A 14,191-nucleotide genomic window follows, 5' to 3' on the forward strand; every position below is an offset into this window, starting at 1 on the left:
CTGGCCGCATCGAAGGTCTCTGGGGAGGGGAACCATGCAGCAATATCGACATGCGTTGCAGCGTGATGAAGAGTCCTGGCACCTGGCCGAGGACGTCGAGTGGATGGAAACCGCCACCCGCACGGCGGCTGCCGGAAACGGAGTGGTGCTCCACGGCGATCCCGGGGCCGGTCAGGATGAATTCGCCTGGAACATTGCACATCGCCTCGCCGCACGGGCTGGCCTGCTCGAGTTGGCGTGTCCACCCGATGCCGCCACGTCCGCCTCCTTGGCTGCCTTGGTTGCGGCGCCGCCCTCCCCGGGCAGGGTGCTCTTCATCCCAGATATCTCCGCGTTCACCGGACCCGAACTGGAACTGGTCGCGCGGTTGGTGCTCCGGGACCGTGCGATCGTGGTCGCGGCCGCCGCGGACCCCCATGGCGCGCCTGGTGCGCCCCTGACACAGCTCGTTCGGCTCGAAAGGATCCGGGTCCGGGACATGAGCCTGGACCTGGGGATGGACTACCTGAAAAACGGCCTTGACGGGCAACTGAGCGACCGTGCAGGCTATGCCATCTGGGAGAACGGTGGCGGAAACCGCGCCATGATGCGGTTGATAGCCGCGGACTGGCGGGAAGCTGGCTTCCTGGTGCGCGAAGAGGACGTATGGGTCATTCGGGGGAGCACGCCGCCCGTGGGGCTCCGGTTGGCCAGATATTGGCAGCAGTGGCTCGCGAAGCAGGATGTCCAGGTCCGGGACGTCTTCGAGATGCTGGCCTTGGCCCGGGAACTGCCCCTGAACATCCTTCTGGCGCTGGGTGGTGCCGAGGTCGTGGACGCGGTCCACGACTGGGGTTATCTGAACCTGCGCGATTCCATGCGACGCGATGTCAGCTTGCGCGGCATGATCAATGTCCAGACCATCGCGGATCAGGTTCCGCCGGGCCGCAGCAGGCACTTGCTGGACCGCGTCACCGAATATGTGGACCAGCGGGACCTTCATCGTCCTCCGGGCCTGGTGCCATGGCGGCTGCGCTGCGGCCTGCCGGTGGACCCCGAACGGTTCATTGAAGGGGCCGAGCACCTGCTGACCACGACCTCGCCGATGGATGCGTTGGAAATGCTCAAGCAGGTGCCCGACGATGTCGAGCCCGCACGCGTGGACGGGGTTCGAATTGGCGCACTGTTGGCCGCGGGCGAATTCGTGGATCTGTGGACCCGCATCGGCAACCTTCGGTTGTCCGCGCCCGGGGGCGGGGGGGCGTCATCCGTCCCGGTGGGTGAGGGCGACAGCCGTACGGCACCTGCAGCCCAATTGATAGCCGCGTCCTGGAAGGGCGACTACCGCCCCATTCTGGACGCGGACGAGTCGCAGCCCCGCCTCGCGGAAGGGGCATCCTGGCTCTGGCAGCAGATCAGGCACGAGGCGATGGTGCTCAGCGGAAGGGTGCAGGAGGGCCTGCACGCCGATCGGGAGCTGATGCATGTGCTCGAGCAATCGGGGGCGGCGCCGTTCCTGGTCCAGCGTGCCCGCATGGGAGTCTTCGACGTGGAGTGTTTGGCCGGTGAATGGACCCGTGCGGTCGCGACCTTGGCGGGTGGATGGAACGCCGAATCCGGCGCGCCGGGGCCGGGCAAGGCAGGGGCCACCTACAATGCGATCGCCCACGTGCTCAGCGGGGAGTATGAAATCGGTGCCGATATTCTTCAGCGGGAAATACCGCAACTCCGGGTCCTGGGCCGACACGACGTCCTGCCCTTGGTGTATGCCGTCCGGGGCGCCGCCTTGGCGGGGGCGGGTCGCCGCTCCGAGGCCCTGGCATCGTTGGCCGCCATTGAACTGCCCCGCAGTACGGGACATGGGCTGTGGCGGTTCGAGTGGTCGGCGACGTTTTTCACGGCACAAGCCATGGGCCTTCTCGGACGCGTGGACACGGCCGTCGAGATCCTCCTGGAATTTGCTGCACAGGACCGCGCACTGGGCAACTATTCCCAGGAATTGTTGTCCTTGTCGGCTGCTGTGCAATGGGGAGATGAACCGGCGCTTGACCTCTTGGCCGCCGCGGCGGATCGAGTAGATGGGCGATTCTCCGAAGCGTGCACTTGGGTGGTCCGCGGGCTGCGCAATGGGGACCCGACGGAATTGGAGTACGGGGCCTTGCTGTGCCGGACCATCGGCCAGCACTTCTTCGGGGACTTTGCCCAGCGACGTCTTGAAGCGCTCAACGGCCCATGCCCGCATGCCGAGGTCGAAACCGGGAATGCAGGTGAGGCGTCCCGTCCAGAAGCGCCCGTTCGCGATGCCAACCACGGAATCCAGGTATTGACCCCTCGCCAGCGCGACATCGTCCGACACGTGCTGGCCGACCGGAGCAATGGTGAGATCGCAGCGAGCATCGGCCTGTCCGTGCGCACGGTGGAGAGCCACTTGTACCAGGCCTACGCGAAACTCAACGTGTCCAACAGGTCGGAGCTGCGGGCCACATTCGCCGCCGACGATCCACCGTGGAAAGCAAGCTCTCAAGTCACTTAAGTAAGGATTCGACAAAACAAGTACCCGATCCCGAAACCTACTGGTGTTTCCTCTGCCGATTCGATCTACCATGAGGACCACATCGGTCCCGATGCATCGCTGGGGAGGGACCGCGGGGGTCTGAACTGAACTGGGGCGGGCATGAAAATGGTTGTGTCGAATCTGAATATCGAATGGCTGGGGGACAACCCCGGGCAGGGCATGCCGGGCAGTCGACCGGTGGAGGGCCGCACTGCCGCAGCGCAGTTGCGGACGGTCCTGGCGGATGAATCCAGCGGTGGAGCCATCGTGGCGGGACGCGCGGGAAGCGGGCGCCGCCTGGTTTTCGACGAGGCCGTCGCCGGGCTGGTTTCGGCGCCACCGGTGGTCCACCTCAACGGCAGCTCCTATGCAGCTGCCATGCGCCATGGCGTGCTGACATTCCTCCTCTCGCAGCTGGACGACGACCAGATGGCAACGCGCCACGAGCTCGTGCACGGTTTGGCTCACCTCCTGTGTGGAGATAGCGGGCGCGCCATAGTCACACTCGGCAGTCCGGAGCTGATTGACGCTGAATCCGCGACGATCTTGGCCCAACTGGCGGCCATGCGGAAAATCTGGCTCGTTCCGGTCTGCGAACGGCTCGCCGACCTGCCGGAAGACGTGTTGGCATTGTACCGATCGGGACACTTGTCTCGGGTGGTGGTCCACAGCATGGATGTCACCGAAACGCGGTCCTTCCTGGAATCGGAACTGGGCGGCCCAATCTCGATGTTCGCCACGGCGTCCCTATGGCATCTGACGCAAAGTAACCGCGACATCCTGCGGGGGCTGGTGCGCGAGCTCGTCGCCGATGGGAAGCTGGTCCTGGAAGGTGGCTGCTGGGTCCTCGCCCCCGGGTCGCTCCGCGTGGGGCCGACGCTAACGGCTTTCGGAACCCGAACGATGACCGGTCTGGGGGTTGACGAACGGTGCCTGTTGTCAGCGCTGGCACTGGGTGGCTCCGTCACCGCCGAAGAGCTGAGGCACTCCGGGCTTTCCGACGACCTGGGGACGTTGCGGATGCGGGGGCTGGTGACCGTGGGTGAGGCGCCTGCCGGAATCGTGGCCATCGCGGTGCCGCTCCTGGGACACCTGCTTCGCAACGCCGCGGACGACGACCTGCGGCAGGAGCTCGAGGGAACACTGGCCCGGCTATATCCTGCACCCCGATCCGCACGCGTCCTCACCGAGGTACGGGCCATGCGGGACCTGGGGAATCTGGAGGCGCTGGTGGCCACTGTCGACGAGTTCGCTGCGGGAAATGGCTTTTCTCCCGAGGCCTGGCGAGCGGATGCCAGCCGGCAAGGGGCGATTGTCAAGGCGGTCGTGGAGTCGCTCTGCATCATGGGCAGAACTGAGCAGGCGATCCGGACATTGGCCCAGGCAACCGCCGGGTTGACGGTGGCTCTGCGGCTACATCCGGGGGATGCGCGCCTGATCCGGTCGTCACAGCTGTTGAGAGTGAAGAGCGCGCGGATAGCTGTCGCGGAAGGACGCCCCGAGGCGGTCCAGACGTTGCTCGAAGGTCCCAGCCGAAGCCATCGAGACATGCCGGAGGGCCGGATACAGGACGGTTCCGGCACGGACGGACAGGAACGTCCCATCGACGGCACCACCGTCGGAACAATATGGGCGAGTGAGGCCCTGCATTTCAAGGCCTTGGCAGTGCAGGCCGAGGCCTGGTCCATGACGTCCCGGCCCCAGGAATCGCTCGTCATCGTTCGACGGCTCCTGACCGATATCGAGGGGCTTCAAGCGACCGGCGTTCTCGACCAGGTCATGTCTGCCACGGAATGTGCGGAAATCGAATGCACCCTGCTGCGCGTACAACTCCTATCGGGGGAATGGCGGGCGGCGACCGATGCCGCCATCCGACTCGCTGGCGGGCACTATCCCGACATCCGGTCCATCGCCTATGGCGAGTTCGTGTTGGGACTGTTACACGGATTCTCCGGCGAAGCCGACGCGGCGCTCGGATTGCTGCTGCCCACCCTGCACCAGCTCACCATTGCCGAAGAGTCGGCGGAGCTGTCTGCCGTCGAAGCCGCCAGTGCGTACTGTCTGGCCGACCAGGACCGTGGCCCGGAAGCGGTCGACTTGCTCCTGCACAATCCGTCCTCCATGGACCGCATGAGGCCATTGGATTTCTTCAGTTGGGCTGCAGAAGTGTTTGCGTCCCTCGCAGTGTCCGGGCTGGATACGCCGCAGGCAGCAACTGCACGGCTGGTGGCGTTGGCCGATCGAGCACGCCGCGGGGGCAGGGCAGTCCTGGAAATGAATTCGCTGGCCATGGCAATGCGCCTCGGACGCACCGACGTGGCCGCACGTCTGCAGACGGTGTGTGAGTCATATCCGGTTCCCGGGACTCACGGCTTCCTACTGCTGGCCCACGGGACGGTCGATGCGGACCCGGCCATGCTGGCCGATGGACTGGAGCAGCTCGCCAGCCACGGGCAAACGGTGTACGCAGACGAGGAAGGCAACGTCCTCATGGCGGCGCTGGGCCACCGCGAACGACGACGCGTCTTCGCCGCCGTGACGCGCGCCCGCCGTCGCGGCGGCACCGAATCCGAGACGACTGGAGTCCCAGTCCACGAAACGGAGAACCGACCAGCGTGGTTGGAGCAGTTGACCAAGCGTGAAGCCCAAGTGGCCCAGCGGGTCATCTCCGGCATGACAAATACGGCCATTGCCCGCATGAGCGGCGTCTCTGTCCGAACTGTTGAAGGGCACCTGTATCAGGTGTATTCGAAACTCCAGGTACGAAACCGGCAGGAGTTGACGGCCCTCGACCGGGCTAGCCGACGTGTGGTGGAAGTCCAGTGAGCATCGAGCACCGGCTCCGGGTGGACCAATCCGCCGAATACGCAGAACTCGTATCCATCATGACCCGTCCTGGCCCGGGCGGTGCAGTGATCCTCGGTGGTGCGGGAATGGGCAAGACCAGCTTGGTCCAGGCTGCCCTGGCGCGCACCGACGTGCCCGTTCCCGCCCTTCGCCTGCATTGCACGCCGACCCTGGCTGCGATGCCGTACGGAGCCCTCTCGCCGTACCTGAGCACCCTGGCTCGAATCGAGGAGCCAGTACAGGTACTCCGCGAGATCAACATGATCCTGGACGGACTGCGCGAGGGGGGCGCCATCCCCATAGTCCTGGTGGAAGACGCCCATTTCCTGGACCCGGAGTCGTCCTTCGTCCTCTCGCTCCTGGTGGAAAATGCTGCCGTGAAGGTCATTGCCATTGGCGCGGGCCGGATCGAGGGCAACTCGACGCTGTTCTCGCTCACGGAATCCGGGCTGTTGTCCACGCTGGTCGTCCAGCCCTTCGACGCAGCCGGCGTGCGGTTCCTCGCCGAGGAGCTCACCGCGGGCGTCTTAACCGAGGGAACCGTGAAGGCCATCCAGGCCATGACCGGCGGAAACCCCAGCTTCGTCAAGGCGTTCGTGCAGTCCTGCCTGGATCAGGGGGTGCTGGTCCGGGACAATGAGTCAACGGGTGCCACCGATGCGCTGGGTGGGACCTGGCTGTTGGCCCGGTTGGCCCCGGAGCCCGATGAGGCGCTGATCGAACTGGTCCGTGAAATGCACTCGTCCCTGACCGAAGGCCAACAGCGCATCTTGGAGCTCATGGCCTTAGGCGGTCGCCAGCCCCGCGCCCTGCTGGTCGCCTGCGGTGGGAAGGATTATCGCCATCTGGTGGAATCGGGCATCCTGACCGCTGACCGTGAGGGCATGATCGAACTCCGCGCGGAGATCCATGCGATGGTTCTGCGTCACGTCATCGCCCCCGGCCATCGTGCCGAACTATATCAAGAGTGGGCGGGGCACCGAACGGAACTTGGGCTGGACGCAACCCCCTTGCAAGTCCTCTGGGGTATCGAAGTAGGCGCAAACGTGGCCCAGGATGAGGTAGCGGATGCCATAGCGACGGCCAACAACGAGCTGGACTATCCGCTGGCATGGAAACTCTGTGCCATTGCGGGCATTTCGATGGATTCGGAAATGGGGGGGCTGCTGGAAGCGCGCACCCTGCTGGGGCTGGGCAGGTATTATTCCGCCCGCGCCATCCTCATGGGTCTCGCGGAGAAGACCGATGATCCGGTAATCCTGCAGCGTGCACTGAATATGTTGTTCACGGTGGCGGTGTATCTGGGGCTCGAGGAACACGACCTGGACGCCTTGGAAGACCTGTGGAAAAACCGGTCCCGCCAGAGCAGCAATCGCCGGGGGTTCTCCCATGCGGCGGCCGAACACCAGAGCATCAACGCGTTGCTGGGCCTGTGGAGGAGCCTCCAGGATTCCGACCCCACCCAGGGCGCAGTGGCGGAAACCGAACGTCTCCTTGCCGACCCGGCATTGCCGATTGAGGGGCGCACCATTGCGCTGCTCCTCCTCAGCGATCTTCACTCCGTCAACGGCCGTACGGAGACCGCGCTCGGGCTGGCCAGACAGGCCATGGCGCAGCTCGATCTCGACGCCAGGCTGGCCGCCAACTACCAACTGTCCGTACTCTCGCGCATCGGATGGAACCTGGTATTTTCCGGTCGATATGCTGAAGCCGAGGAGTTCCTGGCGTCACACAGCGGTTCAACGGTGCGCCTGATGATCCACCGTCATGGGCCACTGTCCCTGATTCGTGGAATGGGCCAACTGCTTCGCGGCCAGACCAACCTTGCGCGTCACGCACTGTCCGGGGCGGTGGCCGATTTCCAGGTCAGCGACCGCGCCAGGCTGTTGCCATTGGCGCGCACCCTGAGGGACTTCGCAGACCAGCAGGCCCTGGCCATGCTGCCCGGCAAGTCGGTGACCCCGCCTCGAAAGGGCGTCCGCGGAGAGGAGCTGCCGGCAGACGCCCGTGCTGGAGCGTCGTCACCGCGCCATCTCCTGTACCAGATGGTCTCCACCGGAACCCCGGGGGGCAAGACCTTCCTTGAGAGATATCCGCTCCTTGAACGTGAATTCCTGGCCGGTACGTCAGACCGCCTCTTGGGCGACGGTGAAGCGTCCAAGGACCTTGGCAGGCGATTGTTCGAGCTTGCCAGTCCCATGGAAGGACAACGCGCGCAATTCCTAGCACGCCTAGCCGATCCGGACACTGCCACGGATGCCCTGGCATTGGAGGGTCTGGCGAGGGAATCCTCCGACGCCGGGGAATACCGGGTAGCAGCCGAAGCGACGGCACGGGCTGCGAACCTATATTCAGAGGAAGGAGATACCCGACGTTGCGGAGGCGTCTTGCGAGGCCTATTGCAACTGGTGCGTGAACACCAGCTGATTCCGGATGCCTATGTGTCCAGGGCACTGGCATTGGCCGAGCTCACCAGCCGGGAGGAGGAAATCGTCGAACTCGCCCGGAGCGGCAATAACAACGCGGAGATCGCCAGGGCCTTGACGGTCTCCCAACGCACCGTCGAGGGGCATCTGTACCGGGTGTTTTCCAAGCTGGGGATCACGGATCGCTCGGAGCTCAACGCGATACGTCTTCATGCGGGTATCTCCCGTGGACAAAACGCGTAGTCGATCCCGGCAGATGGGGTATGGTCCACGCGTGCAGGGGCGGTGACCACTTCATATGCTCTCTATCAGGAACACGGGGGCCGGAGACGCTCCCCGATGAACCTTCCGCTCCGGTGTAGCATTCTGCAAGCTGTCACCGGAGCCCCCGGAACGGAGTCGGCGGTTAGTGGGCCCCTTGTGGGCCCAGCCCCCCAGCGGCCGCCGACTCCTTGAAATGACGCCCCGCACCCACCCTAAATCGGGTGGGTGCGGGGCTCTTTTTCATGCAGCTGGCCGCCCCCGGTGTGACCGCTATGCCACTGAGTACGCACCGAGTAGGGCCCGGGTAATGACGGTGTAACGATTCGGCCAAAACGAGTATCCCGCCACTCGTGTGCTCGCTGGTACTGCGTTCTAGGCTCCAGAACAACCAGGCCGAAGAGGCCATCCCGGCCGATGGGCCGGAACACCAGGTCAACAACATGGGGGGACTACCAATGCGAATGAATACGGCCCGCAACACCGCCGGAGCGTGGTGCGATTCAGTGCAGTTCGCAGGGGTCGGGCATGTCGCAGCTTAGCGAGCGGATGTCCGGCACCGGTCTGGACTCGATCCCTGCCTGGGCCCCCACGGCCAGTCGCAAGTCGACCCCGACTGTTGTCTCGGCTGTTCACTGGCGCCAGCGCTATCGCCGCCGTCTTCTGGCCACGGACATCGTGGTGGTGGTGGCCTCCGTTGCAGCCCCCGTCCTGGTGGCGGCAGCCGGCCTGCACGATTCCGAGGGCATCGGAGCCCGTCTGGCGGAGTTCACCGGATCCACCGCTACACGGGATAACGGTTTGGGCAAGACGCTGCTGATGGGAATGCTGGTCGCCGGCTTTTGGCTCCTGCTGCTCCACCTGTTCCAGAGCCGGGCTGCCGGCCGCATCGCCATTGGTGTGTACGAGTACAAATCAGTGGTCGACGCCACAGGCGCCCTAGCCGGATGGATCGCCGTCATGGCGGTGCTGGGCGCCGACACCGGCCTGCGGGCGTTCCTGATGTTGGCCCTCCCCATGGGTCTCCTCGCACTGCTGGTCGGGCGGTGGGCGTGGCGCCTTTGGCTACGGGCCCAACGCCGGCTCGGACACGCGCTTAGCGACGTGGTCGTCTACGGGCAAGCCAAGGATGCGCCCTACGTGGTGCGCCAAATTGGCAAGAAGTCGGGCGCTGCCTACCGGGTCGTGGGTGTGGTGCTGGACGGCGAGCGCGATGCAGATGCAGAGAACCTCATCCGCGCCACCAGCCCCGGACTGCCATTGGTCCAGGGAGGGAACGGCCTCGAAGGCGAGGTCAGTCGGCTTGGCGCCGACGCCGTCATCGTCGCCGGCGCACTCCAGGGAGGCAACCGGGCCATCCAGGATCTGGGGTGGCGGCTGGAACGCACGCGCACCGAAGTCATCCTGGTGTCCTCGCTGACCAACGTCGCCGGCCCGCGGATCCACATGCGCCCCGTCGAGGGGCTGCCGCTCATGCACGTCGAACTGCCTACCTTCTCCGGCATGCGCCACGTGGTCAAACGTGCCATGGACATCGCCGTCGCCCTCGTGGCGCTGCTCGTCCTCTCCCCGGTATTCCTGGTCATCGGGCTGCTCATCCGTCATGACAGCAAGGGCGGCGTGTTCTTCAAGCAGGAACGCACCGGCCGTCGCGGCCAGCTGTTCACGATGTACAAGTTCCGCTCGATGGTCGCCACGGCCGAGCAGGACCTGCAGCAGCTGAAGGACCTCAACCAGGGAGCCGGGCCGTTGTTCAAGCTCAAGCAGGACCCACGCATCACGCGGGTCGGCACCTGGCTGCGCAAGTTCTCGCTGGACGAACTGCCCCAGTTCTACAACGTCCTCAAGGGGGACATGGCCGTCGTCGGGCCCCGTCCACCGCTGCCCTCGGAGGTTGCCGCCTACGTGGGGCACACCCACCGACGCCTCTACATCAAGCCCGGGGTCACCGGGCTGTGGCAGGTCAACGGGCGTTCCGACCTGGATTGGGAGGAAAGCGTCCGCCTGGACCTCTACTACGTCGAAAACTGGTCCGTCACCGGAGATCTGATGATCATGTGGCGCACCTTTAAGGTCATGATCAATCCGTCGGGAGCCTACTGATGAGCATCGCACCAGAAACCACCGTCCACCCCGCCCTGCGTGTCGCCGTCATCGGAGCCGGCTACTGGGGCCCGAACCTGGCCCGCAACTTCGCCATGAGCGGTGATTGGGAGCTGGTCGCCATCTGCGACATGGACGCCGAGCGGGCCGCCGCCTTAGCGCACAAGACCGGGGAACCCGCCGTCGTCACCTCCGTGGACCGGCTCCTGCGGGACCATGACATCGATGCGGTGGCGATCGCCACCCCAGCACGCACGCACCATGCCATCGCCATGCAGGCGATCGCCGCCGGGAAACACGTTTTGGTGGAGAAGCCTCTCGCCGACAACAGCATCCACGGCAGGGAAATGGTCAGGGCCGCACGGGCTGCCGGCACCATCCTGATGGCCGACCACACGTACTGCTATACCCCGGCCGTCCTGAAGATCCGCGACCTGTTGGCCAGTGGTGAACTGGGTGAGATCCTCTACATCGATTCGGTGCGGATCAACCTCGGCCTGGTCCAGCCGGACGTCGATGTGTTCTGGGACCTGGCACCCCACGACCTGTCCATCCTGGACTTCATCCTCCCGGGCGGGCTCAATCCCGTGGGCGTCTCCGCGCAGGGGGCCGATCCGCTGAATGCCGGCAAATCCTGTGTCGGCTACCTCAGCCTGCCCCTGCACAACGGCGCGCTCGCCCACATCCACGTCAACTGGCTCTCCCCGACGAAGATCCGCCAAATGGTCATCGGCGGTAGCCGCAAGACCCTGGTCTGGGACGACTTGAATCCGCAACAGCGCCTGAGCATCTTCGACCGCGGTGTGGACCTCGACCGGCAGGAAATGGTGCGCGGCGACGCCGCGGGCCGCAAGGGTGCCGCCATCTCCTACCGACTGGGCGACACCTGGTCCCCGGCACTGTCCGAGTTCGAGCCACTTGGGCTCATGGTCTCCGAGTATGCGGCGAGCATCCGCTCGGGCACCCCGGCGCCCACGGATGGCGAGTCCGCACTGCGGGTCCTCTCCGTCCTCGAGGCAGCCAGCCGCAGCCTCGCCAACCGGGGTCGCGACGGGCGACTTTTTCCCACCACTTCAGTCCTGGAGGCAGCACAGTGAACAACTACCAGCAGAAAATCGAAGGTGGCCGCTATCTGGTCACCGGCGGGGCCGGCACCATCGGATCCGAGATCGTGCACCAGTTGCTGGCCGCGGGTGCGGAGCACGTGGACGTCCTGGACAACCTGGTGCGGGGCCGACGCGACAACATCGCCGGCCCCCTGGCCAGCGGCCGCGTCAACCTGGTCGAAGGCGACCTCGCCGACCGCAAGCTCGTGCGCGAACTTGTCCAGGGCAAGGACGTGGTCTTCCACCAGGCGGCCATCCGCATCACCCAATGCGCCGAAGAACCTCGATTGGCCGTTGACGTCATGGTCAACGGCACCTTCAACGTCCTCGAGGCCGCCGTCGAGGCGAAAACACCGAAAATCGTCGCCGCATCCAGCGCCTCCGTCTACGGGATGGCCGAGGAATTCCCCACCACGGAGCGCCACCACCCCTACAACAACGACACATTGTACGGCGCCGCCAAGACGTTCAACGAGGGGATGTTCAAGAGCTTCCGGTCGATGTATGGCCTGGACTACGTGATGCTGCGCTACTTCAACGTCTACGGCCCCCGGATGGACGTCCACGGCGCCTATACCGAGGTGCTGGTGCGCTGGATGGAGCGGATCGACGACGGATTGCCGCCGCTGATCTTCGGTGACGGCAGCCAGACCATGGACTTCGTGTTCTCCGAAGACATCGCGCGGGCCAACCTGCGGGCAGCAGCCAGCCCCATCACCGACGGCGTCTACAACATCGCCAGCGGGACCGAAACGAGCCTGCGCCAACTCGCCCAGACGTTGCTGCGCGTGATGGGCTCTGACCAAAAGATCGAATATGGCCCCGAACGCGCGGTGAACTCGGTGGTCCGCCGGTTGGCCGACACGAAGGCCGCCGCCCGGGACCTCGGGTTCCGTTCCACCGTCAGCCTGGAGGACGGGCTTCTGTGGCTCGTCGAATGGTGGCGGCCTTTGCGTGAACAGGTCGCCGCCGGGAGGGCCCTCAAACACGCCGTAACCGTAAATAGCTGAGAAAACCACCGGAAACTGGGGAAACGGAAAATGAACAGAATCAGCGTCATGAAGCCATGGCTGGGCGCCGCGGAAAGCGACGCGGTGGCCGAGGTCATCGCCTCGGGCTGGGTCGCCCAGGGGCCGAAGACCGCCGCCTTCGAGCAGGCTTTCGCCGAGCACCAGGGCGTGGACCATGCAGTGGCGACGTCGAGCTGCACGACGGCGTTGCAACTCGCCCTGATCGTTGCAGGAGTGAAGGCGGGGGACGACGTCGTCGTGCCCTCGTTCTCTTTCATCGCGACGGCCAACGCACCCACCTACCTCGGCGCACGGCCCGTCTTCGCCGACGTCGACGAAGCGACCGGCAACGTCACCGCGCAGACCATCGAAGCTGCGCTGACACCGGCAACCCGGGCCATCATCGCCGTCGACCAGGGAGGCATGCCTCTGGACCTCGCACCCCTGCGCAGACTCTGCGAGGAGCGGGGCATGGCCCTCATTGAGGACGCGGCCTGTGGTGCCGGTTCAACCTACCGGGGCGCACCCGTCGGTGTCGGGGCCGACATCAGTGCCTGGTCCTTCCACCCGCGGAAACTGCTCACGACGGGGGAGGGCGGGATGCTGACGACCAACAACGAAGCGTGGGCCACCCGTGCCCGCCGGCTCCGTGAACACGCGATGGACGTCTCCGCGGCAGAACGGCATGGTTCGCTGCTGGCACCGCAGGAGAGCTACTCGGAGGTCGGCTACAACTTCCGGATGACCGACCTGCAAGCGGCGGTCGGCCTGGTCCAGCTGGGCAAGCTCGATGCCATGGTGGGCCGTCGCCGCGAACTGGCGGACATCTACCGTTCGGCGCTTTCGGACGTGCCCGGGGTGCGCTGCGCCACGGATCCCGACTATGGCACCTCGAACTTCCAGTCCTTCTGGATCGAGGTGCTCCCGGACTTTCCCATGGGACGCGAGCAGCTCCTCGAGAAGCTGGCCACGGACGAGATCTCCGCCCGCCGCGGCATCATGGCGGCACACCGCCAGCCGGCCTACGCAGGGCACCCAGGCCAGATGGCGCCGCTACCGGTCACCGAACGGCTTACGGACCACACGTTGATCCTGCCGCTCTACCACGATCTCGACGCGACGGATCAAGCGCGGGTCATTGAGAGCATCCGCATCGCCGGTGGTGCATGACCATGGCCAGCGTCCTGATGGTGGCAGCCAGCGGGCTCGCCCGCGAGGCGATCGCCTCCATCCGTGAGACGGGGGACCACCAAGTGGTCGGCGTGCTCGACGACGATCCGGCCCTGCACGGGCGGCAGGTTGCCGGTGCCCGTGTACTCGGTGGCATCGAATTGGCCGCCCAGTCAGCGGACAAATTCCTGGTATGCGCCGGTTCCGGCAGCGCCCGGGCAGCGATAGTCTCCCGTCTCGAGTCGCTGGGCGTCACGCAAGAACGCTTTGCCACGCACGTGCACGTTTCCGCGGTCGTTGGCAACGGATCGACCATCGGAGCCGGAACCATCGTCTTGGCCGGATCGGTCCTGACTGCCGACGTCCGCGTGGGACGACACGTGGTCATGATGCCCCGGGTGACGTTGACCCACGACAACACGGTCGCGGACTATGCGACCTTTGCCGCGGGCGTTTCCGCCGGCGGTGGCGTGGTGATCGGACGCTGCGCATACCTCGGCATGAACGCTTCCGTCCGGCAGGACGTGCACGTTGGTGAGCAAGCGGTACTCGGCATGGGAGCCGTGCTGCTGCGGGATCTGCCCGCGGGACAAACCTGGGTCGGCAATCCGGCCCGCGCCATCACACCGGCCGTCCAACGGCCGGCCATGGCAACGCCTCAAGGAGGAGACGCATCATGAAGGTCCTGGTTTGCCCACATCAGCTGGGCATGGGCGGAAGCCAACTCAATGCGAT

At 65.4% G+C, this 14,191-nt stretch carries 8 protein-coding genes; all 8 read left to right on the forward strand.

Going from position 1 to position 14,191, the window contains the following annotated elements; translation table 11 throughout:
- The first annotated feature begins 34 nt into the window (after positions 1-34).
- The 8 genes from AC1MEQ_RS15675 (at position 35) to AC1MEQ_RS15710 (ending at position 14,136) form a co-directional block, all read left to right on the forward strand.
- Positions 35-2,512 (forward strand): helix-turn-helix transcriptional regulator, encoded by a 2,478-nt coding sequence (locus AC1MEQ_RS15675; RefSeq protein WP_479791994.1) that lies wholly within the window; start codon positions 35-37, stop codon positions 2,510-2,512.
- Between the two features lie 153 nt (positions 2,513-2,665).
- The gene (locus AC1MEQ_RS15680; RefSeq protein WP_479791997.1) at positions 2,666-5,359 is read left to right on the forward strand and encodes a helix-turn-helix transcriptional regulator; all 2,694 of its coding nucleotides are present in this window, start codon (positions 2,666-2,668) and stop codon (positions 5,357-5,359) included.
- The gene (locus tag AC1MEQ_RS15685; RefSeq protein WP_479791999.1) at positions 5,356-8,049 is read left to right on the forward strand and encodes a LuxR C-terminal-related transcriptional regulator; all 2,694 of its coding nucleotides are present in this window, start codon (positions 5,356-5,358) and stop codon (positions 8,047-8,049) included. Before AC1MEQ_RS15680 ends, AC1MEQ_RS15685 begins: the two co-directional genes overlap by 4 nt.
- A gap of 546 nt (positions 8,050-8,595) precedes the next feature.
- Positions 8,596-10,170: a sugar transferase gene (locus AC1MEQ_RS15690; RefSeq protein ID WP_479792001.1), complete on the forward strand. Its 1,575-nt coding sequence runs from the start codon at positions 8,596-8,598 to the stop codon at positions 10,168-10,170.
- A complete protein-coding gene (locus AC1MEQ_RS15695) occupies positions 10,170-11,267 on the forward strand; it encodes a Gfo/Idh/MocA family protein (protein WP_479792003.1) in 1,098 nt (365 codons plus the stop codon). The genes AC1MEQ_RS15690 and AC1MEQ_RS15695 overlap by 1 nt, the downstream gene beginning before the upstream one ends.
- On the forward strand, positions 11,264-12,286 hold the full coding sequence (locus AC1MEQ_RS15700; RefSeq protein ID WP_479792005.1) for an NAD-dependent epimerase/dehydratase family protein: 1,023 nt from the start codon (positions 11,264-11,266) through the stop codon (positions 12,284-12,286). Before AC1MEQ_RS15695 ends, AC1MEQ_RS15700 begins: the two co-directional genes overlap by 4 nt.
- 30 nt (positions 12,287-12,316) lie before the next feature.
- Positions 12,317-13,456 (forward strand): DegT/DnrJ/EryC1/StrS family aminotransferase, encoded by a 1,140-nt coding sequence (locus tag AC1MEQ_RS15705; RefSeq protein WP_479792006.1) that lies wholly within the window; start codon positions 12,317-12,319, stop codon positions 13,454-13,456.
- Positions 13,453-14,136 (forward strand): NeuD/PglB/VioB family sugar acetyltransferase, encoded by a 684-nt coding sequence (locus AC1MEQ_RS15710; protein WP_479792007.1) that lies wholly within the window; start codon positions 13,453-13,455, stop codon positions 14,134-14,136. The genes AC1MEQ_RS15705 and AC1MEQ_RS15710 overlap by 4 nt, the downstream gene beginning before the upstream one ends.
- Positions 14,137-14,191 lie beyond the last annotated feature (55 nt).

It is taken from the genome of Arthrobacter sp. ASL1, assembly GCF_056680475.1.